This window comes from Altererythrobacter xiamenensis (genome assembly GCF_900177715.1).
Taxonomy (GTDB): Bacteria; Pseudomonadota; Alphaproteobacteria; order Sphingomonadales; family Sphingomonadaceae; genus Erythrobacter; species Erythrobacter xiamenensis.
On the sequence record NZ_FXWG01000001.1, the window covers coordinates 746,744 to 773,543 of the forward strand.

Sequence of the window (26,800 nt, forward strand, 5' to 3'; positions counted from 1 at the left end):
ATTTGAGCCAGATCGAAACCATCATGCGGACCGCGCCGGTCATTCCGGTGATCGTGATCGACGAGTTGGAACACGCCGTTCCTCTGGCCGAGGCACTAGTCGCAGGCGGCCTGCGCGTGCTCGAGGTCACCTTGCGCACTCCCGCTGCGTTTGAAGCGATCGCGGCGATGAAACAGGTGCCGGGCGCAATCGTCGGCGCGGGTACCGTCACCAATCCCGATGAGCTTTCGAAGGCAATCGATGCAGGCAGCGAGTTCATCGTTTCGCCGGGCCTGACCGAGCGGTTGGGCAAAGCGGCGGTCGATGCGGGCATTCCCTTCCTTCCCGGCATCGCCAATGCCGGCGACATCATGCGCGGGCTCGACCTCGGCCTCACGCATTTCAAGTTCTTTCCCGCCGCGACATCGGGCGGCCTCCCTGCCTTGAAGGCGCTCGCTGGCCCGTTCGGTCAGTGCAAGTTCTGCCCCACCGGCGGAATCAGCCTTGATAACGCTTCTGAATGGCTCGCCTTCGATCCGGTGCTCTGCGTCGGTGGAAGCTGGGTGGCTCCGCGCGGTGCGCCCGACAAGCCCGCCATCGAGAAGCTCGCGCGCGAAGCTATGGAGCTGGCGACATGAGAACCGTCGACGACCTGATCGAGCGCCTGCAAACGCACCACCTCCGCACGAAGGAAACCCCGCTTTTCAACCCGGTCTTCCAGCTCGGCCTCGACCTTTCGCGCTCCCTGGAAGCGGGCGATATCGATCTCGATGCGGTCGAAGCGCTCGTGTCGGAGCTCGAATGCGACAGCATGCAGAGCCGCGCTTCGCGACTGCGCCGACTGGTCGCGCCGGTCGATCTCGACGAGAACACGGCTGCGCTGCGCAATTCGCTGACCTCGCAGGATTTCGCCGCCTTCCGCAGCGAATGGGAGCGGCCACAGCTCCACGCGGTGTTCACGGCGCACCCGACCTTCCTGCTGACGCCCGACCAATCCGAAGCGGTGGCGGATGCGGCAAGCAGCGATGCCGAAATCGGCACGCAGGCCTGCGTCACGGGTGCCGAACGCCCCGCCATCACGCTGGAATACGAGCATGGCCGGGCGATGCGCGCCATCGGTCATGCGCAGGACGCGCGCGACGGGATCGTGGGTGAACTGCTGTCCCACGCGGCGGAAAACTGGCCCGATCAGTGGCATGCGCTCAATCCGCTCCCGTTTCGCTTCGCCAGCTGGGTCGGCTACGACATGGATGGCCGCACCGACATCAAGTGGTATGATTCGATCGGTTTTCGCCTGTCGGAAAAGGTCCAGCGCCTGTCGCGCTATATCGCGTCGCTCGAAGCAATCGACGCCGCACATCCCCTGCTCGACGCGCTGCGCCCCGCCCTCGCCTATGCCGAGGCCCGCGCAGCCGATTTCGGCGAAGACCTGACCGAACCGGAAGCTCTGAGCGCAGCCGCCAATCGCCTGACCGCAGACGATCCGCACAAGCTCCTGAGCCTCACTCCGCTTATCGACGCGCTCGAAGCAGAGGCACGCGATTGCGACGTAGCGCGCGCGCTACGCCTCAAGACGCTCGCCGCGGCGATGCGCGCCGACGGGCTCGGCATGGGCTGGATTCACTTCCGCGTGAACTCGAGCCAGCTCCACAACGCCATTCGTCGCCGGATCGACCCGGACAATACGCTCGATCTCGCCAGCAAGGGGGCGATGGCGACCCTTCGCGAGATCCTCGCCAGGGTGAAGCCGCTCCGCTCCAATTTCGCCGCGCTTGCCATCGAGAGTTCGACCGCGATCCGACAGTTCCTCGCGATGGCGCAAATCCTCGGCCATGTGGATGCCGACGCGCCGATCCGCATGCTGATTGCCGAATGCGAGCAGCCCTCGACAATCCTCGCCGCGCTCTATTTCTCCAAGCTGTTCGGGATCGAGGACAAGGTCGACGTCTCGCCCCTGTTCGAGACCGAGAGTGCATTGGAGCATGGCGGGCGCTTCCTCGACGCCTTGCTCGCAGAGGACAGCTACCGTGAGTACGCGCAGAGGCGCGGACGCGTCGCGATCCAGACCGGATTTTCGGATGCGGGCCGCTTCGTCGGGCAATTGCCCGCAAGCCTCGCGATCGAGCGCCTGCAGGGCCGGCTGAGCCAGGCGATGGAGAAGAACGGCCTGACCGGTGTTTCCGCGCTGATCTTCAACACCCACGGCGAAAGCATGGGCCGCGGCGCCCATCCCGACAGTTTCGAGGATCGCCTGAACTGGCCGCTCAGCCCCTGGGCGAAGCGCCGCTTCATCCGCGCCGGGATCACGCTGGAGCCGGAGGTCAGCTTTCAGGGCGGCGATGGCTACATGTTCTTCGCAACGCCGAAACTGGCGCGCGCGACATTGACCCGCATCGCCACGATCCGGCCCGCCGATACCGAGGCCGACGCGCCGACAGATCCCTTCTACCGGCGCACTGAGCTCAGCCTCGACTTCTACCGCGCCATCCGTTCGCACCAGCGCGCGCACCTGCTGTCGAAGACCTATTCGCGCGCGGTGACCGCCTTCGGGCTGGGGCTGCTCAATTCGACCGGCAGCCGCGTCTCGCGCCGCCAGAGCGACCTGTCCGCCGATCGCGAGATGAGCCTGCGCCAGATCCGCGCCATCCCGCACAATTCGATCCTGCAGCAACTCGGCTATCCGGTGAACGTGATCGCCGGGGTCGGCAGCGCGGCTGACGGGAATTACGAGGATATCGCAGGGCTGCTCGAGGAGAGCGAGCGCGGGCGGCAAATGATCCGCCTGGTGCGCAGCTCCAACGCACTCGCCAGCATCAAGACCGTGGCCGCCTATGGCGAGCTGTTCAACTCGGCCTATTGGGCAAGCCGTCCCTATCGCGGGACCGAGAGCCATCTGTCCGATGCCTGCGAAGTGCTGGCCGAGTACCTGACCAAGGACGACCGTACCGGCGTTTTCCGCCGCCTCGCCTCGCGTCTGAGGGTCGATGCGCTCAAGCTGCACCGCCTGCTCTCGCTGCTGCCTGACGAGCATCCGCTCGAGGATCGCGAGAACATCCGCCGCACCATCGGCGCCGCGCAGGCACTGCGCCTCGCCCTGCTGCAGCACATGTTCATCAAGGTGGTCTCGATCCCCGCTTTCAGCCGCGCGAACGACATCAGCCGCGAAGACGTGCTGGAGATGGTGTTTACCCTGCGGATCGATGAAGCGCTCGCGCAATTGCGCCGCGCCTTCCCCACCGATTACCCGCAGATCAGCGATTTCGCGGTCGATGCGCCGACCGATTACCCGGACGGCGAAGGCGAAGGCTACATGGCGATCCGGCGCGATTACATCGACCCGCTCGAGCGCGCCTATGGCCTGTGCCTGCGGCTCTCGACCGCCATCGCCAACGAGTTCGGCGCGCACGGCTGAGTTAGATCCGGCAGGGATCGCTGCGTTAACTTTTCGCGTTTTTCGCGTCTCGGCAAGGGACGCGGGTGTTAGTCCGCTGGCGACTCACGGCGATTTACGGCATAATACTGAGATTATGATGGAAATCTCCAAGCTTACTCGTTCTGTTTTTATCGCCCTCGCGGCGATGATCGCTTCGGTACCCGCCGCTTGCGCGCAGCCTGCGTCCGGCGATTCAAGCGAGGGCGAGGAAAACGCCATTGCGGTCGATGCCGCCGCTCTCCAACCCGGCGCGGAGGAAGTGACCGCGGGCACCGGCGCAGCAGCCGAAAAGGCTACCGGCGCGATCGACACGGCAGTGAATACCGTGTCCGAACCTGTAGTGCAGCAAGCAGCGCCCAGCCCTTCGACCAAGAAATCGAGCGACGACGATCTCGTCATCAAGCGGATCCTGCCGATCGAAGGCCCGATCAAGTACGGCGACTGGTTCTGGGATGAAGAAGGCGTGCCTCCTGGCAAGCTCGTCATCACGGTCGATCTCGATGCGCGCGTTCTTTCTGTATTCCGCGATGGTTATGAAATCGGGACGAGCGCGGTGCTGCTCGGTACGGACGAGCACCCGACCCCGCTGGGGACCTTCCCGATCCTGACCAAGGAGCGGCACAATGTATCGGAGAAATACGACAATGCTCCGATGCCCTGGACACTGCGCCTGACCTGGGACGGAATCGCGATCCACGGCGGTTCGGAGATCGTCAATGGCTATGCCAGCCACGGCTGCATCGCCGTGCCCGATCCGCTGGCGGCAAAGCTCTTCGAAGCTGCCAAGCGCGGCGACAAGGTCGTCATCACACGGGGCAAGATGATCGGCGTGGGCGATCCCATCGCCTGAACCGAAGCGCGGCGGCGACTAACGCCTCGGCGGTTCGCGGCGCAGGACCCAGCCTGCGTTTGAAGGCACCACGATCACACCAGCCAGATTGCGGGTTTCGCCCTGTTCGAGAGCGTCGAGCATTTCGGCCACTTGCGAGCCGCGCGGTGCCGCGCCGAATTGCTCCATCGCGCGGGCGAGAAGCCGCAGCCTGACCTCGCGCGGCAAATCCGCAGGCAGCGCGAGTGTGAGATCGCCATTCGATGGCCGGCTTCCATCGCTCCAGACCCGCTCCACCCATTGATCGAGCGCAGCATCGGCATCGGCCAGCCACGAGGCGCTCCGGGCGACAGCCTCGACATCCAGCCAATCGGCATCCGCAAGCGCCGCACGCATACGTGCCCGATCAAAGCGCATATCTTCGTTCGAGGGATCCTCGGCAGCGACAATCCCTGCATCCCGGACCAGTTTTTCCAATTCGTCTTTGCGCCAGCCGAGTAACGGGCGGACTAGCGACAGATCGCTGCTTGGCAAAGTGCCGCGTCCGCGAACTCCCGCGAGGCCTGACAATCCGCTGCCGCGATTGAGCCGCATCATCAGCGTTTCAGCCTGATCGTCGGCGTGATGCGCGGTCGCGAGCGCGGCGATACCTTCATCGCGCATCCATCTCGCCAGAGCCGCATAGCGTGCCGTGCGCGCCTCGTGCTGAACGTTACCCCGGGGAACCTCAATTGGCAGCACCGCATGCGGAACCCCGAGTTTCCGGCACAGATCGGCGACCATCGCCGCTTCTTCGGCGCTTTCGGACCTCAAGCCATGATCGACCGTCGCCGCAACGATCTGTCCGGGCATCGCTGCATGGGCCAGCAGGAGCAGTGCGAGGCTGTCGGGCCCGCCCGAAACCGCGATGCCAAGCCGCCCCTCACCGCTCCAAAGCGATGCGAGGTCGGCGCGGAAGCGCGCGATCAGCCCGGGTGGTAGCGGGTTATCAATTGCAGGTAACCTTGGCCCTGTTGCGGTCATACTGATCCTGCAGGCGGCCCGTTGCGAGCGCCGGATAGGTCTCGCTGAACTCGGCCAGTGCGATGCAGGCGCGATTGGTGTCTTCCATCGCGATCATCGCCTCGGCGAGATAGAGCAGGCTGTCTCCGGCGCGAGCGCCCGACTTGTCGGTCTGGTAGTTGCGCAAGAACCAGGGTGCGGCCTCGCGCGGCTTGTTGTCGTCGAGATAGGCCCGGCCGAGCAAATTGCGACCATAGGTGGTGCGCCAGTGGCCGGGATACCGCTCCACGAAGAGCGTCAACTGCTGCTGCGCCTCCGGATAGAAACCTGCGTCCCACAGGCGGAAGCCGTAGGAATATTCGTCATCGGCAGGATCGTCGGTCTGCGGCTTGGCAATCGCCTGCACCGCCGCAAGCCGCTCGGCCGATGGCCCGGCAGCTGCGCCGGTCGAGGTGCCGGACGAAGCAGACTGACCGCCCGACATGGCGCTCAGATTGGTTTCGGAAGCGCTCGGCTCCTCGCTTCCCTGCCCGGTCGCGGGGGGCGTTACCGTCGTAGTCGTGGTTGTCGGAGAAGTTCCACGGCCTTCCAGCAGTTCTATGCGCGATTCCAGCCCGGCGATTGCGTTGGTGTTTTCTTCGTTCGCCGCCGTCAGCCGCTGAAGCTGTGCCTCCATAGCATCGAGCCGGGCGAGGATATCGGTCACCGCGGTGGTCGATGGTGCATTGCTGGTGCTGCTCGTCTGTTCGCCAGCGCTGATCTGTGGCTCGAAAAACCGGCCGTCGCCGCCGGGAAACACCTTGCGCTGGAGAGCACGGATCTCTGCCTCGATCTTGCGCACGCGCGCCTCCGAAACGTCGTCCTGGGCAGCAGCCGGTACCGGCGATGCCAACAGAACACTCACGGCAAGGACGGGGGCGAAAAACCGGGTCACGCTATTCGACATTGGGCCAGTGGCTCCTCAACTGCTTACTTCGGCCCGCCGATAGCGTCACGAGCCTGAACCTCAGGCGAATCTGTGCCCAAAGCACCGATCCAAGTCGAGCCGCAGGACCGCCAAAACGGGGGAAACTCAGTTGTTCTGTACCGCCGTATCGTCACCGGTCTGATCGGCGCGCGCAAGAAGCGCTTCGGCCGAAATGGCGACGTCGCGCATCACGAAATCGTCCTCGGCCAGCTTGGGCACCGACTTTCCGTCGATCGTGATGGCAAAGGCATCGGGCCTGCCCGTCCATATCTGCGGCCCTTCCGCATCGGAGGGGATCTCGAATCGCTCGCCGCTAGCCATCTGTTTCTGCAGCAATTCGACACCATTGGCATCGTAGAACTTGACCCAAACGCCCTCTTCCAGCGCAGTGAAGACAACCGTGTCATCGCTGCCCGCGGCAACCGGGGCTTCGCGGTCAGCGCTCGGCTGTTCATTCGTAGCCAGCGCCGGTTCGGGATCGGGCTCGATCGGGCCGGGCCCCTCGCCGATACCGTAATAGGTCGAGTAGAATACCGCCGAGCCGACGAGGAGGATGATGGCTGCGAAACCGCCCGCCCATGCAAGCCCACTCGAAGGCACCTTGGCCGGATCGCCCGGCTCGAAACTCATGCCCCGCTCGGCGCGCGTATCGTCATGTTCGGACAATTCGCTGCGAACCTGGTCTGCGATGGCCTTCTCGTCGAGGCCCAGCATCTTGGCGTAGGTGCGGCTGAAACCGATCGCATAGGTGCGCGCTGGCAATTCGTTGAAAGCCCCGCGTTCGATTACTTCAAGATGTCGTGTGGGAATGCGTGTTTCGGCAGCGACCTGATCGAGATCAAGCCCCCTGTCTTCGCGCGCACGCCGCAGCTGCGCGCCAGCCCCCTCGAGAGGAAGCTCTTCTACCGCTTCCGCTTCGTGTTCAGTCATTATTACGTCCAAGCGACCAGTTTTGTAGTCTTTGACGCATGAAAGTCCTGCAATGAAGGGTTAGTCAAGGGAGACCAGCATAACGCGGGAGCCGGATTCGGCAAAGCGGCCCTCAAATACGGCGAATCATTCACAGCGCTCGGCTAGTCGGCTTCTATACCTCGCTCTGCCGCCCATTCGCGCAGCTCGGTCCGCATGTCCGCAGGCGGCGACACCAACCAGCGATTCATCGCATCGCCGATCTCGGCGAGATCCACCTGGCGGATCAGTTCCTTGATCGGGCCGACCGCTGCCGGCGTGATCGAGAGACGGCGGAAACCGAGACCGAGCAGCGCGAGCGCTTCCAGCCGGCGTCCACCCATTTCACCGCAGATGCCCAGATCGACTTCCTGACCGACCAGCGCATTGGACAAGCGGTTGAGGAAGCGAAGAATCGAGGGGCTCAGCCAGTCATAGCGTTCTGCCAGCTTGGGATTGGCGCGATCTGCGGCGAACAGGAACTGCGTGAGGTCATTCGTGCCTACCGAGAGGAAGTCCAGGCGGGGCGCGAGAATATCGATCACTTCGGCCAGCGAGGGCACTTCGAGCATCGCGCCGAAGCGGATGCTTTCCGGCAGGATTTTCTTGCGGACCTTCAGAAAGTCGAGCTGCTCGTCGAACACGGCCTTGGCCGCGTCGAACTCCCAAGGCTCCGAAATCATCGGGAACATCACATAGAGCGACCGACCGGCTGACGCTTCGAGCAAGGCGCGCGCCTGTGCCTTGAGCAAGCCTTCGCGTTCGAGCGCCATGCGCAGGGCTCGCCAGCCCATCGCCGGGTTCTCGTCCATGTTCGCTGCTTCGTCGCGCAGATAGGGCACAGCCTTGTCGCCGCCGATATCGACGGTGCGGAAGATCACCGGCTTGTCGCCTGCTGCATCCAGCACGTCGCGATAAAGCCGCGTCTGCCGCTCGCGCTGGGGCAGCGTTGCCGAAACGAGAAACTGGAACTCGGTGCGGAACAGACCGACCCCGTCCGCGCCCGTCATGGCGAGCGCGCTCATATCGTCACGCAGGCCGGCATTGATCATGACCTGGATGCGCGTGCCGCAGCGCGTGAAGGGTTCCACATCGCGCAGTTCGGCATAGGCAGCCTGTTTTTCGCGCGTCTTGGCGAAGCGCGTATCGAACGCTTCGGCAATCTGCTGCGAGGGCCTGAGCGTTGCCGTGCCATGATCGGCATCGAGCAGGATCTCGTCACCTTCGCGCACCATGCCGCGCAATCCGCGGGTCCGCCCGAGCACCGGCACGCCCATCGCGCGCGCCACGATCACGACATGCGCGGTAAGCGAGCCTTCTTCGAGGATCACGCCCTTCAGTTTGCGCCTGTCGTATTCGAGCAGTTCGGCAGGGCCGAGGTTCTTAGCAATCAGGATCGTGTCGCGCCGCAAGCCCTGCGTCGCTGCCGTGCCGAGCTGCCCCGACACGATGCGCAGCAGGCGATTGGCGAGATCTTCCAGATCGTGCATGCGATCGGCGAGCAGCGGATCGTCGATTTCGCGCATGCGCATGCGGGTGCGCTGCTGCACACGCTCGATCGCGGCTTCCGCCGTCAGGCCTGAATCGATCGCTTCGTTGATGCGCCGCGACCAACCCTCGTCATAGGCAAACATCTTGTAGGTCTGCAGCACCTCCTCGTGTTCGCCGCCGACCCCGAACTCGGCCTGGCTCGCCATGTTGTCGATCTGCTCGCGCATCTTGTCGAAAGCGCGATAGACCCGCTGGCGTTCGGCTTCGATATCATCGGCCATGACCTGGTCGATCTCGATCCGCGGCTGGTGGAAGACCGCGTGACCGGCGGCCAGCCCCTTCACCAGCGTCAATCCATTGACCGTCTGCGTGCCGTCGAGAGCCCCGCCGGAACCGCTCGCGTCGACCTCGTCGACCAGCCCGGCATTGGCGATCAGCTCGCTCAGCACCATCGCGGTGGTCTGCAGCGCCTCGATCTCGATATCCTCGTAGCGACGCGGATCGACGTGCTGGACGTTGAGCGCGCCCACTGCGCGTTCGCGATAGACGATCGGCACGCCGGCAAAGGAGTGGAACTTTTCCTCGCCCGTTTCGGGGCGGTACTGAAAGTCCGGGTGCGCCTTCGCTTCGGCGAGATTGAGCGTTTCGTTATTCTCGACCAGCGTGCCGGTCAGACCCTCGCCCAGCGCCATGCGGGTGACGTGGACAGCGCTCTGGTTGAGGCCGCGCGTCGCATAGAGTTCGAGCATCCCCTCGCGCAGGAGGTAGATCGAACACACTTCGCTATCGAGGCTTTCGCCGATGATTTCGACGACGCGGTCGAGCTTGCCCTGCGCATGCATGCGCGAGGCCATCACCTCGTGAAGGCGGGTCAGGATCTGGCGGGCGGCTGCAGCGGCGGTCATGTAAAACCGCCTATAACACAGAGCCGCAAATGCGAAACGACAAGCTGCGCCGCTTCGGGCTTTTTATCGCCTGGGGCTATATCGCGGCGTGCCGGCTCCTCCCGCGAAACGGGAGAGAGACCGGCTGCCTGCGCTGCCATTCAGGCCTGCTGGATTTCTTCCTTCAGCCTGAGCTTGCGTCGTTTGAGTTCCTGAATTGTCGCCGTGTCGGGCGCGGGTCGGTTCATTTCTTCGCGAAGCTGGGCTTCGATACCGGCATGTTTCGACTGTAGCGCGTGGACGTGGGACGATTCCATATAGGCTCTCCTGTTAGAGGTTTGACCCCCGATGGAGCGACTCGTCCTGCGCGGACGAACCGCGAATTGTCATCAAACCACAACATGCCTATCTTGCAAAGGTCTACTCGGTGAGAATCCGTAGCTAGGGCATTCTACGCGACGATCTGCAGGCAGTTGCAGTTGGTAAGGGGCATTTGCGGTGAACGAAATCGAACTGCGAAAGCGGCTTGAACTGCTGCGCACCGAACATGGCGACCTCGACGCAGCAATCTCCGCGCTGACCGAAGCCGGTTCGACCGACCAGTTGCAGATCGCTCGTCTCAAGAAGCGCAAGCTGCGATTGAAGGACCAGATATCCCTGATCGAGGACACTTTGCTGCCCGACATCATCGCCTGAAAAATCGAAGCGAAGGATTGGCGCAGAAGCGTTCCAGTCTGGGACACTCCTTGTTTTCACACGGGAAAAGATGGTTTCCAAGCTGGTGCGATGGCCCCATTGCACGTAGCCAATTTTACAAATGGCACGCCCAAGTTCACTCTCCCGCCCGATCATTGAATCGCTTTACAGCGAGGCACTCGTCCTTGCCGATGAAGTCCGCGCCGTGTTCGCCATAGGCATGGGGGAAATGACGCGCGACGCCGATGACATGCTACGCCTCGCGCTCTCGAGCGAAGGGCTGAAGGCAACCACGCGGATGATGCATGTGCTCGCCTGGTTGCTTAACCAGCGCGCCTATTTCGAAGGTGAAATGAGCGAAGGCCAGCTGCGCAAGCACAGCAAGCTGCCGCATGACCGGCCCTCGACGCCCGAGGATCTGGAATTGCTGGAAGAGCCGACCTGCGATCTGATCGAGGACACTATCCGGCTCCACCGGCGGATCGCCCGGCTCGACCGTGCATGGCGCGATGGCTTCGAAACGGCCCCTGGCGTTCGCCAGATGCACGAACGGATCGGCCAGGCGCTGATGGCGCAGGAAGTGCAAAAAGGCCGCCAGAACAGCCTTTAGCGCTGAGATTTCGGGTCAGGCTGCGGCCAATGCCTCGCGCCAGGCCTCCAGACGTGCCGTTCGCACATCATCGTCCATATCCGGTTCGAAGCGGCTGAGTTCGCCCCGCATTGCGCTTGCGGCGGAGGCGAGGTCGGGATGCAGGCCAACGCCCGCAGCGGCAAGCATCGCCGCCCCGAGCGCAGTCGTTTCCACGAAACCGGGCCGCTCCACCGTAAGATCGAGCATGTTCGCCAGATCCTGCGCCATCCAGTCGTTCGCGCTCATCCCGCCGTCGATCCGCAAGGTTTCCCAGCGGGCGCCGTCGGCGGCAAAGGCTTCGGCAAGGTCGTGGGTCTGGTGCGCCATCGCCTCAAGCGCCGCGCGCGCCAGTTCGGCCTTGCCGCTGGCGAAGCTCAACCCCGTGACCACGCCGCGCGCTTCGGCCCGCCAGTGCGGTGCGCCGAGACCGGTCAGTGCGGGGACGATCACGACGCCGCCGCTGTCCTCGATAGAGCGCGCCAGTTCCTCGGTTTGCGAAGCGACCTCGAGGATGCCGAGCGAATCCCTGAGCCACTGGACGAGACTGCCTGCGACGAAGACAGACCCCTCGATCGCATAGGTCCGCTCGCCGCCCAACTGGTAGAGCACCGTGCCGAGCAGGCGGTGTTCGGAGCGTGGTATCTCACGCCCCTTGTTGGTCAGGATGAAAGCGCCGGTGCCGTAGGTCGCCTTGGTCTGGCCGGGTTCGAGACAGGCCTGGCCGATGGTCGCCGACTGCTGATCGCCCGCCATGCCGGTAACCGGGATTGCGCGGCCGAACCATTCTGCGCTCGCCTTGCCCAGTTCGCCCGCATTGTCGACGACTTCGGGCAGCGTACCGTGGGGCACGTCGAACAGGTCGCATAGCCCCTCGTCGAAACCGGGACGCCCCAATTCCATCAGCAGCGTGCGGCTGGCATTGCTCGCATCGGAAAGGTGTTCGCCCCCGGTCAGCTTGTATACCAGCCAGCTCTCGATGGTTCCGAAAGCCAGCCTTCCCGCCTCGGCGGCGGAGCGCACGGCAGGTTCGTGGTCGAGCATCCAGCGCATCTTGGTGCCGGAGAAATAGGGATCGAGCAGCAGGCCGGTGCGGCGCTGAACCTCTCGCTCATGCCCGCCCGCACGCATCCTTTCGCAGGCATCCGCGGTGCGCCTGTCCTGCCACACGATCGCGCGAGCAAGCGGCTCCCCGCTCGCCTTGTCCCAGGCGACCACGGTCTCGCGCTGGTTGGTGATGCCGATTGCCGCAATCCGGTCTGCGCCGCCTGCTTTCTCTACCGCTTCGCGCGCACAGGCGAGCGTACGCTCCCAGATCTCGGCCGCGTCGTGTTCGACCCAGCCGGAGCGGGGGTAGTGCTGGGTCAACTCTTGCTGGGCGCTGCCATGAAACGTCCCGTCCGGACCGAACAGCATGGCGCGGGTCGAAGTCGTTCCCTCATCGAGAACCAGGATCAATTCGGACATTCGGTTTCCTCTCGCTAGGCTTCTGTCCTAATCGGTCGCGCAGCGACCGCAAGGGCGACCGCCCGCCCGCAGCGCCGCGAGCGTGCTCGCAAAGGCGCGAGGAAAGCCAAACGAGCAGAAGCGAGTGCCGGCGCTTGAGGCCAAACGAATTCCTCCCCATATGCAAATGATGGCGATCCCACCCAAACCTTGGCCGACCGGCATAGCCGAACAGTGCGAACCTCTGGTCCGGCGCGTTCTCGCGCCCAACCCCTCGCCCTATACCTACACCGGCACGCAGACCTACATCGTGGGAGCAGGCCCTGATGTCGCAGTGATCGACCCCGGCCCTGCGGAAGAGGCGCATATATCTGCGATCCTCGACGCGGTTGGCGATGCCACGATCACAGCGATCATGTGTACGCACACGCACCGCGACCATTCGCCGGCTGCCGCGCCGCTCGCCGAAAAGACCGGCGCGCCGGTGGTCGGCTGCGCCCCGCTGGTAATCGAGACCGACCTTCCCCGTTCGGACGAAGCCTTCGACCAGACCTACGATCCTGACCGGGTGATGGAGGACGGCGAACAGATGACCGGCACCGGCTGGACGCTCACCGCGATACACACGCCCGGCCACACCTCGAACCACATCTGCTTCGCGCTCGAGGAAAGCGGCGCACTGTTCACCGGCGACCATGTGATGGGCTGGTCGACCAGCGTCGTAATCCCGCCCGATGGCGACATGGGCGATTACATGAAGAGCCTCGAGCGGCTTCAGGCGCGTGACGACAGCATCTATTACTCCGCCCATGGCGAACCGATCACCAAGCCGAAGCAATTGGTGCGCGGGATGATCGGCCACCGCCGCCAGCGCGAGAACCAGATCCTGCGCCTGCTGGGCGAGCAGGCGCGCCCGACCCCCGATTTCATTCCCGAGATGTACAAGGGTCTCGACCCCAAGCTTCACAAGGCTGCGGAGATGAGCGTGACCGCGCATCTGATCGATCTGGAACGCCGCGGGCTGGTCGGCCGTTCGGACGATATATGGCAGACGATCTGAACTCGACACGAACTGAGAGCCAACCCGCGGTTTTGCGGGAAAAATCGCTCGCACGGGTTCAGGCGGTGCCGTGGCTGATCGTCATCCTTCTGCTGGCCGCAACGGCATGGCTCGGTTGGAAAGCTTTCTTCGAACAGGAACAGGGCGATCCGGTAGCAAGCGCGATGCTCGCCTTCGAAAAGCAGAACTCGCTCACCGTCTTCTCCTCCCGCTTCGAAGTCGTGGCCGAGAGCGAGGACACCCGCGGCATTCTCAACATCGATCTTTTGAAATCGCGCCAGGCGGCAATCATTCCGGCCATGGTCGAATACCGGCTCGACCTTTCGCAGATGGACCGTGACCGGTTCGACTGGGACGAAGAGAACGAAACCATGCGCGTCGTCCTGCCGCCGCTGAAAATCTCTCGTCCCAACCTCGACGAGGCGCGAGCGCGCGTGTTCACGGAAGGCAACTGGGTGACGCGCGATGCCTCCGCCGATCTGGCCCGCAACAATTCGCAGCAGGCCGAGCGGCGCGCGGCAGCCTTCGCGCGAAACCCGCAAGTCATGAGCCTCGCGCGGAATGCCGCGATCGAGGCTGTGCGCCAGAACCTCGCCACACCGCTCGCCGTCGCCGGATATGAGGACGCGACTGTCGAAGTGATGTTCGCAGGCGATTGACCTGCCGCCCGCTTCGGGCATAGTCCTGACAACACACACAAAATACACGCGGTCGCTCGCTCTTGGGGAGGAATACGAGTATGGCCACCATTGCCGATCCGCCGCGTGGCGCACAGGCGCACCGGGACACGCGCTTCTTCACGATCATGGCCGTTGTCATGTCCGCGATTATCGTCGCGGGCTTTTCGCTCAATCTGGCGATGGGCAGGTCGAGCTTCGACGTGCCGATATCCTACCACGTCCATGCCTTCATATTCATGGGCTGGATCGGGCTGTTCCTCGCCCAGCACATCACCGCTTCGGCGCAGAACTGGGCACTGCACCGGTCCCTTGGCAAGCTCGCCTATTTCTGGGTTCCGGCCATGGTCCTTGTCGGCACGCTCATCATGTTCGTGGTGGCGCGGCGAACCGGCGGTCCGTTCTTCTTCAACAAGAGCGAGTTTCTTTTCAGCAACCTCGCGGTCCTGTGGTGCTTCGGCGGGATCGCATGGTGGGCGCTCAAGCGGCAACGCTATACCGGCTGGCATCGCCGGTTGATGCTCTGTTCCATGGCGGTGCTGCTCGGCCCGGGCATCGGCCGCCTCTTACCAATGCCCTTGCTGATACCCTATGCCTGGACGATCACTCAATTCGTGACCTTCCTGTTCCCGGTTATCGGCATGATCGCCGACAAGCGGCGGCTGGGATATGTCCATCCTGCCTACAAATGGGGCCTTGGCATTTACGTGGCGGTCTTCGCGCTCTCGATGGCGCTGGCCTATTCGCCAATCGGTTACGCCATGACGGAGGCGTTGCTGGAAGGAAGTCCGGGAGCCGAAAGGCCGATGGAAGCTTTCCTTCCGCCCGGCTTCACCCTCTAGCTGCGCGACTTCCACGGAACGCTCTCGCTTCTCCGTCCGTTGGTCTATAGAAGGCGCCAAATCCACCGATTTGACCGCCAGAAGACGGGAATGAAGACATGAGTGTTGAGAGCAAGATCCCCCGCGGCGAAGACCTGCTCGCCGAGATCGACCGGCTGCGTAAGGAACGCAATGCGGTGATCCTGGCGCATTATTACCAGACGCCCGATATCCAGGACATCGCCGACTTCGTCGGGGATTCCCTCCAGCTGTCGCAGCAGGCCGCCGAAACCGATGCCGACGTCATCGCCTTTTGCGGCGTGAAGTTCATGGCCGACACGGCCAAGATCCTCAGCCCCGAAAAGATCGTCGTCCTGCCCGACATGGACGCGGGTTGTTCACTGGAGGACAGCTGTCCGCCCGAAAAGTTCAAGGCGTTTCGCGAGAAGCACCCCGATCACATCGCGCTTACCTACATCAACTGCTCGACCGAAGTGAAGGCGCTGTCCGACGTAATCGTGACGAGTTCCAGCGCGGAAACGATCCTGCAGCAGATCCCGAAGGATCAGAAGATCATCTTCGGTCCCGACCGTCACCTGGGCGGATATCTCAGCCGCAAGTTCAACCGCGAGATGCTCCTGTGGCCGGGCGTGTGCATCGTGCACGAGGCCTTCAGCGAAACCGAGCTGATGAAGCTCAAGCAGCAGCATCCCGATGCACCCGTCGCAGCGCACCCCGAATGCCCGCCAACGATCATCGACCACGCTGACTATGTCGGCTCGACCAGCGGCATCCTGCAATTTGCCGAAACCTTCGAAGGCGACACGCTGATCGTCGCGACAGAGCCGCACATCATCCACCAGATGGAAAAGGCGCTGCCGGAGAAAAACTTCATCGGTGCACCGGGCGCTGACGGCAACTGCAGCTGCAACATCTGCCCCTACATGGCGCTCAATACGATGGAGAAGCTCTACACCGCGCTGCGCGATCTGGAACCGCGTATCGAGATCGAGGAAGGACTGCGTCTCAAGGCCAAGCAGAGCCTCGACCGCATGCTCGAAATGGCGAGCGGCACCATCGGCAAGGGCGATCTCGGCAAGGTCTAGGGCACCGCGCGCCTCCATGGGCGTTAGTCCTGCATGACCGCGGAAATCCGTTTCTTCTGGGCGCGCCTCAACGCCAATTACTGGTTCTATCCGGCGCTGTTCTCTATCCTTGCTGCCCTGCTCGCGCTGGGGACGGTCTACCTCGACCGCCACGGCTTTGCGGAATCGCTGAACGATATCGAGTGGCTGGTGCCCGTGCGTCCGGGCGGCGCATCCGACATACTGACCGTCATGGCGGGCGCCATGATCGGCGTCGCTTCGACCGTGTTCTCGATCACGCTCGTCGCGGTGACCTACGCTAGCGGAAATTACGGCCCTCGCCTCCTGACCAATTTCCTCGAGGACAAGGGCAATCAGGTCAGTCTCGGGACCTTCATCGGCACCTTCGTCTACGCACTCATCGTATTGCGAGCCGTACGGGCCGAGGATGAAGCCCCCGCCACCATCGGCCAGGCGGGCGCCGATGCGCTGCCCGGCTTCGCGCCGCAACTCTCGCTGCTGGTCGCCTATTTCCTCATGGCTGCGTGCGTCGGGGTGCTGGTCTTCTTCCTCAATCACGTCCCCTCGTCGATCCGCATCAACAAGGTGCTCGAGAGGATCGGAAGGCGGCTGCTCGCCAGTATCCGCAAGACCTACCCGCTCGAAGACGAGTTTTCCGATGCACTCGATCAGCCCGGAGGGGAGCCGATCACTTCGCAGAAAACCGGCTACGTCCAGATGATCGATTTTCGGGATCTGGAAAATATTGCACGCGAGTGCGGTTGCACTTTCTCGCTCAAGGTTCGTACGGGCGACTTTGTCCACCGCGACCTGCCGCTGATGGAAATCGACGGCTGCAAGCCGGATGACATCGAGGAGCGGGTGCGCGAATGCTTCACGCTCGGCGCGACGCGCACGCCCGAGCAGGATCCGCAGTTCCTGATCGACGAACTGGTGGAGATCGGCCTGCGTGCACTCTCGCCCGGAATCAATGATCCTTTCACGGCGATCACCGCGCTCCATTGGCTCGGCGCGGCAACGTCAGAGATCGGCCGCCGCGACCTGCGCAAGGACATCTGTAGCAAGGACGCGGAGGACTGCCCGCTCATCCCGCTGCCCGATGATTTCGAACATTACGTGAAGCGGGGATTCGGCGCCATGCGCAGTGCAGTCTCGACCAGTCCGATCGCTTCTGAAGTCATGCTCGATACGCTGGCGAACGCTGCCAATCCGATCCGCGACGAGAGACGGCAAGCTCTCCTGAGAGAGGAGGGGCGACTGCTGGCGTTGCAAGGAGAGACCAATTTGCGCGGCCCGGATCTCGACCGGATGCAGAGCCACTACGCCGGGTTCGAGCGCAACTTCTGGAAGTAGGCGCCGATCGCTAGCTTGCTGCAGTCTGCCCGGCAGGAACACCCTTCGGACGAGTGGTCCGCGCGAAGACCAGCGCCCCGCCCAGCATCATCATGCCGACTACATCGAGCGGCAGCAGCACTTCCCCGAACACGGAATAGCCGATCATGGCCGCGAGTGCGGGCTGCGTCAGCAGCGCAAGACCAATGACCAGCGGCGGAAAGTGCTTCAACGAGAACACCATCAGTCCCTGCCCGATCAGCTGGCTGGAAATGAACAGGATCACCACCGGGGTCCAGTCGGTCGGCCAGACCTGCTCGCCCAGAAGCAGCGCGATCGCCAGGATAACCGGGCAGGCGAAGATGCTGACCCACACCAGCAGGCTCCACGCGCCGATCCCCTTGCGCGCGTCCTGCAAGGTGAGCAGATAGACCGCGTAGAACAGTCCGGCGGCGAGGCAGAACAAATCGCCCACCAGCGTCGTGACGGAAATCTCGAGGCTGCGCCCCAACAGAATGCTCGCGCCGCCCAGAGCCAGCGCGATTGCCAGCCATTCGAAGCCCCTGGGCAGGCTGCGCGTAATGATGAAGGTCCAGAACAGCAGCACGATCGAGCCTGCATTGCCGAACAGCGTCGCATTGCCCAGCCGCGTCTGCTCTATCCCGATATGCCAGCTCGACAGGTCGAGCGCGAAAGCCACGGCTCCCGTTGCTACGAGCGCCAGCGTCCGGCGCGGTATCCCGCCAATCGCCTGCCCCGAAACCCTTGCAAAGATCAGCAGGAAGGGCAGCGCGAGGAACAGCCGCCAGAAGGCCGCGCTCACCGGACCGGTGTCGGCCAGCCGCACGAACAAGGGACCGACCGCCAGCGCCATATTGCCCGCAAGCAGGGCGAGCAGCAGCAACCAGCGCCGCGGCTGGCCAAGAACAGCTTGTCTGCCCCCCTTATTTTCCATGCTTGCGCACTAGCCCTCGAAGCGCCAAGTGCGAAGCCGAAAAGAAACCAGAGGAAAGGATCAGACCCTTGCACGACACGCTCTTCCAGCCGCTGACGCTCGGCGCCATCGAGGCGAAGAACCGCATCTTCATGGCGCCGCTCACCCGTGGTCGCTCGACGCTTCCCGGTTCGATCCCCAACGAGATGATGGCGACCTATTACCGCCAGCGCGCAGGCGCCGGCCTCATCATCAGCGAAGCGACCGGGATCAGCGTCGAAGGGCTGGGCTGGCCCGCCGCGCCGGGTGCGTGGAGCGAGAAACATGCAGAGGGCTGGAAGCTCACGACCGAAGCCGTCCACGCAGAGGGCGGCAAGATCGTCATGCAGCTGTGGCACATGGGCCGGTTGGTGCACCCCGATTTTCTCGACGGAAAACCGGGCGTTTCGGCTTCGGCGACGACCGCGCCCGACCATGCCCACACGCCGACCGGCCGCAAGCCGCACGAACAGGCCCGCGCGCTCGAAAAGGACGAGATTGCACGTGTAGTCGAAGATTACGCCAATGCGGCACGCCACGCGAAGGCTGCGGGCTTCGACGGCGTTCAGCTTCACGGCGCGAATGGCTATCTGGTCGACCAGTTCCTGCGCGACAGCACCAATCTGCGCGAAGACGAGTACGGCGGCAGCCCGGAAAACCGCACCCGCTTCATGCGCGAAGTGCTCGAAGGTTTGATCGACGTCTGGGGCGCGGACCGGGTCGGCATTCGCCTGTCACCCAATGGCGAAACGCAGGGTTGCGATGACAGCGATCCGGCAGCGACCTTCGGTGCGGCAGCGCGCGTATGCGAAGAGCTCGGCATCGCCTTCGTCGAATTGCGCGAGCCGGGCCCTGAAGGCACTTTCGGCTCGACCGACGTGCCCAAGCAGAGCCCGCTGATCCGCACGCTCTATACCGGCCCGCTGGTCCTCAACAGCGACTACACCGCCGAAGAAGCCGTGGCAGATGTCGATGCCGGCAAGTGCGATGCAGTGAGCTTCGGGCGGCCCTATATCTCGAACCCCGACCTTGCCGAGCGCATTCGCCAGGGCGCGCACTGGAACCCGAACAAGGACGTGCCGAAAAGCTGGTACCTGCCGGGTCCGGAAGGCTACATCGACTATCCGACGCTCGAGGAAGAGCGCGAAAGCGAGAACGCGGCCTAGTCTTCGGCCGCTGCGGGCTCGCTCTCACCTTCTGCCTCGCTGGCATTCTCTGAAACCGCTTCGCTTGCTTCGGCAGGCGGAGCGGTTTCGCTTTCGGCACTCTCGCTCGATGATGCGCCATCGGCGCTGCCTGTTTCCTCGCGCAGGGGCGGCGATTGCGACTGCAGCCGATCAAGCGGCAGCATTTCGTCGCTGATCGTGCCGCCCAGCACTTCGCCTTCCGCCGCGGTGCCATCGTCGACCTCGCCAGTAGGCGCCGCATCGTCGCCGCATGCCGCGAGCAGCAGGATCGGTAGAAGTACAAGCACGCTGTTACGTTTCATCGGGTGTTTCCGCTATATTTGGCGAGGCTTTCGAGAAAGGCTTGCGATTGCGCGATCAGCGCCTCGTCCCACTGTTGCGCCGAAATGTCGAGGCCCAGCCGCGCGAGGCTGGTGACACCGAATTCCTCGATGCCGCAGGGGACAATCCCCGTAAAATGCGTGAGGTCCGGGTCGAGATTGACCGCAAATCCGTGCATCGTCACCCAGCGCCGCACGCGTACGCCAATCGCGCCGATCTTGGCCTCGCGCCCGTCGACGTCCTTCGTCCAGATGCCGACGCGGCCATCGACCGCCCAGCTTTCGACCCCGAAACTGCCGAGGGTGTCGATCACCCACTGCTCCAGCCCATGAACGAAGCGGCGCACATCGCGCCCGCGCTTCGTCAGGTCGAGCATGACGTAGCCCACCCGCTGACCGGGGCCGTGGTAGGTATAGCGCCCCCCGCGCCCGGTCTTGACCACTTCGAAGCGCGGATCGAGCAGCTCTTCGACAACGGCACTGGTCCCGGCGGTATAGACCGGCGGATGTTCGAGCATCCAGAAAAGCTCACTCGCCTGCCCCACGGCAATGGCGGCATTGCGCCGCTCCATTGCATCCAGCGCCGCACGATAAGGCACACGCTCGTAATCGCGCTGCCATTCGACCGCGCCGGAATCGGCGGAAGGCTGGGTATCAAGCATCATGGGCAATTGCGTGGAGCCTTGAATAGCGCTTATCAAGAGGAAAGCCGCACTGACGCGGGCTAAATAGGGAGGAATGGCATGAAGTTCGACATGGGACGCGCGTGGTCCGATGCGGTTGCGATGCTGACGGCCAACAAGGACCTCGTGCTCATCATGGGCGCCGTATTCCTGTTTCTTCCCTCGCTGATGCTGGCCGTGATCGCGCCGGGAACCGAGCTCGAACAGGCGGCGCAAAATCCCGATGCGATGCAGGCTGCATTTGCCGCCTACATGGCAGAGAACTGGCCGGTCATGCTGGTTTATGGCCTTGCGAGCACTATCGGTACGCTGGCGATTCTCGCCCTGCTTGGCCGCTCGCAGCGCCCGACAGTGGGCGAGGCGATCGGGATTGGCGCAAAGGCCGTGCTGCCCTATCTCGCGGCGTCCCTGATCCTGGGCTTCCTTATCGGTATTGCGGCCGTGCTGGTGGGAGTGGCCGCCGCAACCGCAGGAGTAGCGGTCGGCGTGATCCTCGGTTTCGTGGTGGTCATCCTTGCGATCCTGCTGATGATTCGCATGGTCCTCATCGCGCCGGTCATGGCGATCGAGGACAAGCTCAATCCGATTGCCGCGATCAAGCGGTCGTGGTCGCTGGTGAAGGGCAACACGCGCTACGTCTTCGCTTTCATGGTGCTGCTGATCATCGCGCTGATCGTCGTCTCGATGGTGCTGGGCATCATCTTCAGCCTCATCAGTGCGATGGCCGGAAGCGGCGAGGTTGCGCTGTGGATCGACGGCATTCTTTCCAGCCTGATGGGCGCGGTGTTCTCGCTGCTCTTCCTGGCGATCTACGCAGCGATCCATCGCCAGCTGGCCGGCCCTTCGACCGAGACGATCAGCGAGACCTTCGACTGAAGCTCAGTCGGAGGGTGCCGACACCTTTTCGGCATCCTTCCAGCCCCAGAACAGCTTGCAGGGCAGGATGTTGAGCCATTCGAAACCGGCGTCGATCCGCTTGAAATGCGGCTCCATATAGTCGCGGCACGCGGCGGTGAACTGATACACCAGGAATGCTCCGCCGGGGCGCAGGACCTTGTGGGTCGCAGCCGCGATCGCTGGCGCTACACCTGCAGGCAGCGTCGAGAACGGCAATCCCGAAAGCACGTAGTCGGCATGCTCGAAGCCATGATCGGCGATGATCTTTTCGACGTCCGCTGCCGAGCCGTGCACTGCATGAAACCGCTTGTCGCGGATCGCGCCCTGCAGGTACTCGATGTAGAGCGGGTTGGTGTCGATCACGATCAGCGTCGCGTCGCCGCGCATCTTGTCGAGCACCGGCTGACAGAAGGTGCCGATGCCCGGGCCATATTCGACGAACAGCTGGCAATTGCCCCAGTCGACGGGCTCCAGCATCTTGCTGACCGTAAAGCGTGAGGACGGAATGATCGAGCCGACCATACGGGGATGCTCGGCAAATCCACGGAAGAAGACCGACCATTGCGCGAGATACTGGCCGACACGATCGCGAAGGCCTCCTCTTTTTTGTCCCGCCACCAGGCTTTCAGAATCCATTAAATCTTCCAATTGCCGCGCAGAGCCACTCCAGCCCGCGCAAGAAGGCTCGGCACCTCGCAGAAGCTCCAGGCGATTGCAAGCGGCGCCGCACTGGCCTAGCGGCTAAACGGTCATGGCAGAAGCCGATCCGCCCGAACTGGCCGCACACGCCGCACCGCCTCCGCGCGCGATTTCCCGCGGGCGCATGATACTGCTGTTTTCGGTCATGCTGGTGACCGCAGCGGGCAATACCGCAATGCAGTCGGTCATGCCGTCCATCGGTACGGCTCTGGGCGTCGCCGACGTCTGGATCAGCCTCGCCTATACCTGGTCGGCGCTGCTCTGGGTGGTCTGTGCCCCGTTCTGGGCGCGGCGCAGCGACCGTCGCGGGCGCAAGGCAATGATGGCGCTGGGCCTTGTCGGCTTCATCGTATCGATGGGATTGTGCGGACTTATCCTCTGGCTCGGGCTCGCTGCCCTGCTTCCGGCCGTTTGGACGCTCATCCTCTTTGCCATCGCGCGCAGCCTCTACGGCGGCTTCGGATCTGCCGCGCCGCCTGCGGTGCAGGCTTATGTCGCGGCCCGTACCCCGCGGTCCGAGCGGACCCAGGCTCTGTCGATGATCGCGTCGAGCTTCGGGCTAGGCACCGTGCTCGGCCCGGCGCTCGCCCCGCTGCTGATCTTCCCGGGACTGGGGCTCACCGGCCCATTCGCCGCCTTCGCGCTGGTGGGAGTGGTAGCGCTGGTGGCCTTGCGGCTACGGCTCCCCAACGACACGCCGCAATTCTCAGCCAAGGGGCGGACCTTCGATGCGCCTTTCAGCGCGGGCTCCAATAACAGCCATGACGAGAGTGGCGATGACGACGACAACGAGGGCGACGGCCCCGCACAGCGGCTTAGCTGGTGGGAGCCGCGCGTGCGGCCCTGGGTGATCGCCGGGCTGCTCGGTGGCCATGCGCAGGCAATGGTGCTCGGCATCGTCGGCTTCCTCGTGCTCGACCGGCTTGGCTTGCGCGGCGATCCGGCAATGGGAGCCGGACCTGTCGGCATCGTGCTGATGTGCGGCGCGATCGCCACCCTGCTTGCGCAATGGGGCGTTATTCCGCGGCTCGACCTCGGCCCGCGCGCGGCGACGCTCTCGGGCGTCACGCTGGCGGGTCTTGGCACCGTGGGCTTTGCGCTGGCGCAGGATCTGCACGCCATTGCGCTGGGCTATTCGGTCGCCAGCCTTGGCTTCGGGCTGTTCCGCCCCGGCTTCACCGCTGGCACCTCGCTCGCGGTATCACGCGCCGAGCAGGGAGAAGCCTCCGGCATTGTCGCGTCGATTTCAGGCGCAGCCTTCGTCGTGGCACCAGCCGTCGGCGTGCTGCTCTACAACCTCTCCGAGCCGGTCGCTTTCGGCATTATCATCGCGTTTTGCGCAATGGTCCTGGTGGTTGGCTGGAAGCAGCTAACCAGTGACGAAGTGCTGACGCACGACCGCGATCGCGCCTGACCCTCCGGCCACCGGTCAGAGGATTTCCTGCACCTTTTCCTGCGGGCGGCAAAGCCGCACACCCTTGTCGGTTTCCACGAGCGGCCGCTCGATCAGGATCGGCTCGGCGGCCATTGCGGAGAGTACGGTCGCATCGTCAGCCTCGGGCAATCCGCGTTCCGCCGCGTCGGTGCCGCGCATGCGCAGGCCCTCTTGCGGGGTGATGCCGGCGTCGCGGTAAAGCTGTTCGAGCTTGTCCGCCGTGGGCGGTTCTTTCAGGTATTCCACGACCGTCACATCCGCCCCGGCCTCTTCGAGCAGGGCCAGCGTTTTGCGCGAAGTGCCGCATTTGGGATTGTGCCAGATAGTCGCTTTCAACGGATGTCTCCTGATTTCGGATTGATCGAGTGAGTTGGCTGCGCGCCTAGCATTGAACAATTTTTCCGCCAACAGTGATCGAATGCTTGCAATTGCGAATTATTCTCAATAGCAGGTCGATTATCGAGAATCATTCGCAAGAAAGTGTTTTATGTCCCTTAGCTTCCGTCGCGCGGCCATTCTGTCTTCCGCCGCTGCACTTGTTGCCCCCCTCCCAGCCCTTGCTGCAGATGACGCCGCCGAGGACCGCGACTATCTGCCGCGCTCCATCATCGTCACCGGCGAACGCCAGGGCTATGGCGAAGAAGACGGTTCGACCGGGACCAAGACCCCCACCCCGCTGATCGACGTGCCGCAAACGATCACCTTCGTGACCGACGACCAGCTCGAAGACCAGTCGATCCGTCAGCTGGGCGAAGCGCTGCGATATGTACCGGGCATCAGCCTCGAGACGGGCGAAGGCCATCGCGACGAGATTTTCATTCGCGGGCAGGAAACCACAGCCGACTTCTACCTCGACGGCTTGCGTGATGACGCGCAGTATTATCGCTCGCTCTATAATGTCGAACGGATCGAGGTGCTCAAGGGTGCCAATGCGCTGATCTTCGGTCGTGGCGGCGGCGGCGGCGTGGTCAACCGCGTCTCCAAGCAGGCACGCCTCAACGGTTTCTCTGCCGAGTTTGACGCGTCGGTCGACAGCTTCGGCGCCTTCTCGGTTGCAGGTGACGTCAATGCGCGTGTCTCCGAGCCCGCAGCGCTGCGCATCAACGCGATCTACGAAGAGTTCAATAACAACCGCGACTTCTATGACGGTCGCTTCATCGGCTTCACGCCGACCGCCACGGTAGAACTGGGAGATGCGACGCGTCTCATCGCGTCTTATTCCTACAACGATGACGAGCGACTGGTCGATCGCGGCAACCCCGCCGATGGTTCTGGCCCCTTGCGCGGTTATCGCGATACGCTGTTTGGCGACCGCGATTTCAACGAGATGAGCGCCGAAGTACACATCGTCCGCGCGCGTCTCGAACATGATTTTTCCGACGCGCTGAGCGCCAATGCGACTGTTCAGTTCGCGGACTACGACAAGGCTTACGCCAACATCCTGCCGCGCGGTTTCGATGGCACTGACGTCGAATTCTCCGGCTACCGCGACACGCAGGATCGGAGCAACTGGATTGCCCAGGCCAATCTCGTCTGGCAGCTTGAAACAGGGGCCATCGACCACACGATTCTCGCCGGCTTCGAAGCGAGTTGGCAGGACACCCAGAACAGCCGTGCAGATGCCCGGTTCGATGACGGCGCGGGCGGATTCACCAGCCGCTTTACCGCGCCGCTTTCCGACATCTTCGCCTTTCCTTCGATTTCGCTCACCGCACCGATACGTGACCGCGACAGCTCGCTGGAGGTCCTTTCGGGCTACATTCAGGACCAGATCGCCTTGGGTGAGAGCGTCGAGATCATTGCGGGTCTGCGCTGGGACCGGTTCGACCTCGAGACTGTCGACCTGCTGACCGGCACACCGGGCGACCGTGTGGACGAGAAAGTGAGCCCTCGCCTCGGCCTCATTCTCAAGCCGACGAGCGAGCTCTCGCTTTACACGAGCTATGCCACCAGCTTCCTGCCTCAGGCGGGCGACCAGTTCCTGATCCTGTCACCCTCGACCGCCGACTTTGCACCCGAAAAGTTCACCAATTACGAAGTCGGTCTGAAATGGGCACCGACTGCGGACGTATTCCTGACCGCCGCACTCTTCCGACTCGACCGGACGAACACACGCGCCAGCGATCCGAACAACAGCGGGCTCACCGTCCTCACGGGCGAAAGCCGTACCGAAGGCTTCGAGTTCAACGTGGCCGGCGAAATCACTCCGCAATGGCGCGCCAATATTGGCTACACCTACCTCGACGGCGAGATCCGCACGGACAGCACTTTCGCATCCGCCGGTACCCGCCTCCAGCAATTGCCCGAGCACCAGATCACGGCCTGGACGCGCTACGACTTTACCGAGAGGTTCGGGCTAGGCCTCGGAGTGATCTATCAGGACGAGCAGTTCACCAGCTTCAGCAATGCAGTGACTCTCCCGGATTACGTCCGCGTCGATGCCGCCGCCTATTTCGACGTCAGCGACCGCCTGTCGCTGCAGGTCAACGTCGAGAACATGTTCGACGAAGCCTACTTCCCGAGCGCGCATGGCGACAACAACATCCAGCCGGGTGAGCCGTTCAGCGCCCGCGTCGGTGTGCGCCTGTCTTTCTAGCAACGCGCAGACAATGCGCGGCGCCTAGTCCGCTCCATCCGTTTCCGGCGCTTCTCGCCGGAGCGGACGGAGTGCCGGCACAGTGCGCGATGCATCCTCGGCGCTGATGCCCGGTGGAGGCGCTGCGCTTATCGTCTCCGCCCCGCGGGACACGCGGGCCGCACGCTGGATCGCGCGGACCAGCCGCGGATAGACCCCGCAGCGACACAAATTGGGGATCGCCGCCTTGATCTCGGCCTCGCTCGGCGCCGAGTTTGCCTGCAACAGAGCGCTCGCCGCCATGACCAGGCCGGGCGTGCAGAAGCCGCACTGGATCGCCTGCTCCGCCACCAGCGCCTGCTGAACGGGATGCGAGCGATCGCGTGACAGCCCTTCGATGGTCGTGATGAACCGCCCTTCGGATTCGGCGAGGGTTATGAGGCAGGAGCGGAGCGCCGCGCCGTCGACCATGACCATACACGCCCCGCAATCGCCATTGCCGCAGCCATATTTCGTGCCGGTGAGGTTGGCCGCGTCGCGGAGCGCCCAGAGCAAGGGCGTATCATCGTCCATGTCGAACTCGACCGGCTTCTCGTTGACCGTCATGCGCGGCATGCTGTTGAGTTGTCCTTCTGACCCTTGACCAGTTCTCGCTATCGCATGGGGCGATGAACCTGCACAAGCGCGCCAGCGCGCTATTTCGCATCCTTTTTCTTTGCCCCGCCCGCACCG

Annotated in this window: 26 protein-coding genes; 14 read left to right on the top strand and 12 right to left on the bottom strand. The window is 63.5% G+C overall.

All coding sequences use genetic code 11. The features are described 5' to 3' along the window. The first annotated feature begins 2 nt into the window (after positions 1–2). From CCE89_RS03735 to CCE89_RS03745, 3 genes are all read left to right on the top strand, one after another. The gene (locus CCE89_RS03735) at positions 3–617 is read left to right on the top strand and encodes a bifunctional 4-hydroxy-2-oxoglutarate aldolase/2-dehydro-3-deoxy-phosphogluconate aldolase (RefSeq protein WP_086436650.1); all 615 of its coding nucleotides are present in this window, start codon (positions 3–5) and stop codon (positions 615–617) included. Further along, complete coding sequence (locus tag CCE89_RS03740) at positions 614–3,391, top strand: phosphoenolpyruvate carboxylase (RefSeq protein WP_086436651.1); 2,778 nt, start codon at positions 614–616, stop codon at positions 3,389–3,391. Before CCE89_RS03735 ends, CCE89_RS03740 begins: the two co-directional genes overlap by 4 nt. 115 nt (positions 3,392–3,506) lie before the next feature. Further along, entirely contained in the window at positions 3,507–4,262 is a 756-nt protein-coding gene (locus CCE89_RS03745) for a L,D-transpeptidase family protein (RefSeq protein ID WP_086436652.1), read from the top strand. Positions 4,263–4,280: 18 nt separating this feature from the next. Here the strand turns inward: CCE89_RS03745 and tilS are convergent, their stop codons facing one another. From tilS to CCE89_RS03770, 5 genes are all read right to left on the bottom strand, one after another. Continuing rightward, complete coding sequence (gene tilS, locus CCE89_RS03750; RefSeq protein ID WP_086436653.1) at positions 4,281–5,264, bottom strand: tRNA lysidine(34) synthetase TilS; 984 nt, start codon at positions 5,262–5,264, stop codon at positions 4,281–4,283. Next, complete coding sequence (locus tag CCE89_RS03755) at positions 5,230–6,189, bottom strand: tetratricopeptide repeat protein (RefSeq protein WP_086436654.1); 960 nt, start codon at positions 6,187–6,189, stop codon at positions 5,230–5,232. The genes tilS and CCE89_RS03755 overlap by 35 nt, the downstream gene beginning before the upstream one ends. 126 nt (positions 6,190–6,315) lie before the next feature. Further along, complete coding sequence (locus CCE89_RS03760; RefSeq protein ID WP_086436655.1) at positions 6,316–7,140, bottom strand: helix-turn-helix domain-containing protein; 825 nt, start codon at positions 7,138–7,140, stop codon at positions 6,316–6,318. 143 nt (positions 7,141–7,283) lie between these two features. Beyond that, the gene (ptsP, locus tag CCE89_RS03765; RefSeq protein ID WP_086436656.1) at positions 7,284–9,554 is read right to left on the bottom strand and encodes a phosphoenolpyruvate--protein phosphotransferase; all 2,271 of its coding nucleotides are present in this window, start codon (positions 9,552–9,554) and stop codon (positions 7,284–7,286) included. A 140-nt stretch (positions 9,555–9,694) separates the two neighbouring features. Next, entirely contained in the window at positions 9,695–9,850 is a 156-nt protein-coding gene (locus tag CCE89_RS03770) for a YdcH family protein (protein WP_086436657.1), read from the bottom strand. A gap of 181 nt (positions 9,851–10,031) precedes the next feature. Between CCE89_RS03770 and CCE89_RS03775 the strand changes: the two genes are divergently transcribed. Together CCE89_RS03775 and CCE89_RS03780 are read left to right on the top strand one after the other, a co-directional pair. Then, positions 10,032–10,229: a YdcH family protein gene (locus tag CCE89_RS03775; RefSeq protein ID WP_086436658.1), complete on the top strand. Its 198-nt coding sequence runs from the start codon at positions 10,032–10,034 to the stop codon at positions 10,227–10,229. Positions 10,230–10,350: 121 nt separating this feature from the next. Next, the gene (locus CCE89_RS03780) at positions 10,351–10,839 is read left to right on the top strand and encodes a DUF1465 family protein (protein WP_086436659.1); all 489 of its coding nucleotides are present in this window, start codon (positions 10,351–10,353) and stop codon (positions 10,837–10,839) included. A 15-nt stretch (positions 10,840–10,854) separates the two neighbouring features. Here CCE89_RS03780 and glpK read toward each other — a convergent pair whose 3' ends face one another. Continuing rightward, positions 10,855–12,324 (bottom strand): glycerol kinase GlpK, encoded by a 1,470-nt coding sequence (gene glpK / locus CCE89_RS03785; protein ID WP_086436660.1) that lies wholly within the window; start codon positions 12,322–12,324, stop codon positions 10,855–10,857. A 166-nt stretch (positions 12,325–12,490) separates the two neighbouring features. Here glpK and CCE89_RS03790 point away from each other — a divergent pair, with 166 nt between their 5' ends. The 5 genes from CCE89_RS03790 (at position 12,491) to CCE89_RS03810 (ending at position 17,320) form a co-directional block, all read left to right on the top strand. Then, the gene (locus CCE89_RS03790; RefSeq protein ID WP_086436994.1) at positions 12,491–13,363 is read left to right on the top strand and encodes an MBL fold metallo-hydrolase; all 873 of its coding nucleotides are present in this window, start codon (positions 12,491–12,493) and stop codon (positions 13,361–13,363) included. Continuing rightward, positions 13,348–14,022, top strand: a complete 675-nt coding sequence (locus CCE89_RS03795) for a DUF4230 domain-containing protein (protein ID WP_086436661.1) — start codon at positions 13,348–13,350, stop codon at positions 14,020–14,022. Before CCE89_RS03790 ends, CCE89_RS03795 begins: the two co-directional genes overlap by 16 nt. A gap of 80 nt (positions 14,023–14,102) precedes the next feature. Next, positions 14,103–14,882, top strand: a complete 780-nt coding sequence (locus CCE89_RS03800) for a hypothetical protein (protein WP_086436662.1) — start codon at positions 14,103–14,105, stop codon at positions 14,880–14,882. A gap of 98 nt (positions 14,883–14,980) precedes the next feature. Further along, positions 14,981–15,967 (top strand): quinolinate synthase NadA, encoded by a 987-nt coding sequence (nadA, locus tag CCE89_RS03805; RefSeq protein WP_086436663.1) that lies wholly within the window; start codon positions 14,981–14,983, stop codon positions 15,965–15,967. A 33-nt stretch (positions 15,968–16,000) separates the two neighbouring features. Next, positions 16,001–17,320 (top strand): DUF2254 domain-containing protein, encoded by a 1,320-nt coding sequence (locus CCE89_RS03810; protein ID WP_086436664.1) that lies wholly within the window; start codon positions 16,001–16,003, stop codon positions 17,318–17,320. A 10-nt stretch (positions 17,321–17,330) separates the two neighbouring features. Here the strand turns inward: CCE89_RS03810 and CCE89_RS03815 are convergent, their stop codons facing one another. Continuing rightward, positions 17,331–18,254: a DMT family transporter gene (locus CCE89_RS03815; RefSeq protein ID WP_086436665.1), complete on the bottom strand. Its 924-nt coding sequence runs from the start codon at positions 18,252–18,254 to the stop codon at positions 17,331–17,333. Between the two features lie 68 nt (positions 18,255–18,322). Between CCE89_RS03815 and CCE89_RS03820 the strand changes: the two genes are divergently transcribed. Beyond that, positions 18,323–19,438, top strand: coding sequence for an alkene reductase (locus CCE89_RS03820; RefSeq protein ID WP_086436666.1), 1,116 nt, complete (start codon positions 18,323–18,325; stop codon positions 19,436–19,438). On the opposite strand, the gene CCE89_RS03825 is transcribed toward CCE89_RS03820, so the two are convergent. After that, complete coding sequence (locus CCE89_RS03825) at positions 19,435–19,761, bottom strand: hypothetical protein (RefSeq protein WP_086436667.1); 327 nt, start codon at positions 19,759–19,761, stop codon at positions 19,435–19,437. The two genes, CCE89_RS03820 and CCE89_RS03825, sit on opposite strands and share 4 nt — an antisense overlap. After that, positions 19,758–20,441: a lipoyl(octanoyl) transferase LipB gene (gene lipB, locus CCE89_RS03830; RefSeq protein ID WP_086436995.1), complete on the bottom strand. Its 684-nt coding sequence runs from the start codon at positions 20,439–20,441 to the stop codon at positions 19,758–19,760. The genes CCE89_RS03825 and lipB overlap by 4 nt, the downstream gene beginning before the upstream one ends. Before the next feature lie 81 nt (positions 20,442–20,522). Here lipB and CCE89_RS03835 point away from each other — a divergent pair, with 81 nt between their 5' ends. After that, positions 20,523–21,338, top strand: a complete 816-nt coding sequence (locus tag CCE89_RS03835; protein ID WP_086436668.1) for a glycerophosphoryl diester phosphodiesterase membrane domain-containing protein — start codon at positions 20,523–20,525, stop codon at positions 21,336–21,338. A 3-nt stretch (positions 21,339–21,341) separates the two neighbouring features. On the opposite strand, the gene CCE89_RS03840 is transcribed toward CCE89_RS03835, so the two are convergent. Then, positions 21,342–21,995, bottom strand: a complete 654-nt coding sequence (locus CCE89_RS03840) for a class I SAM-dependent methyltransferase (RefSeq protein ID WP_143255950.1) — start codon at positions 21,993–21,995, stop codon at positions 21,342–21,344. A gap of 115 nt (positions 21,996–22,110) precedes the next feature. Here CCE89_RS03840 and CCE89_RS03845 point away from each other — a divergent pair, with 115 nt between their 5' ends. Next, a complete protein-coding gene (locus CCE89_RS03845) occupies positions 22,111–23,472 on the top strand; it encodes an MFS transporter (RefSeq protein WP_086436669.1) in 1,362 nt (453 codons plus the stop codon). A gap of 15 nt (positions 23,473–23,487) precedes the next feature. Here CCE89_RS03845 and arsC read toward each other — a convergent pair whose 3' ends face one another. After that, entirely contained in the window at positions 23,488–23,829 is a 342-nt protein-coding gene (gene arsC, locus CCE89_RS03850; RefSeq protein ID WP_086436670.1) for an arsenate reductase (glutaredoxin), read from the bottom strand. Positions 23,830–23,980: 151 nt separating this feature from the next. Between arsC and CCE89_RS03855 the strand changes: the two genes are divergently transcribed. Further along, positions 23,981–26,089, top strand: a complete 2,109-nt coding sequence (locus CCE89_RS03855) for a TonB-dependent receptor (protein ID WP_086436671.1) — start codon at positions 23,981–23,983, stop codon at positions 26,087–26,089. 24 nt (positions 26,090–26,113) lie between these two features. Here the strand turns inward: CCE89_RS03855 and CCE89_RS03860 are convergent, their stop codons facing one another. Beyond that, a complete protein-coding gene (locus CCE89_RS03860) occupies positions 26,114–26,683 on the bottom strand; it encodes a (2Fe-2S)-binding protein (RefSeq protein WP_086436672.1) in 570 nt (189 codons plus the stop codon). Between the last annotated feature and the right edge of the window lie 117 nt (positions 26,684–26,800).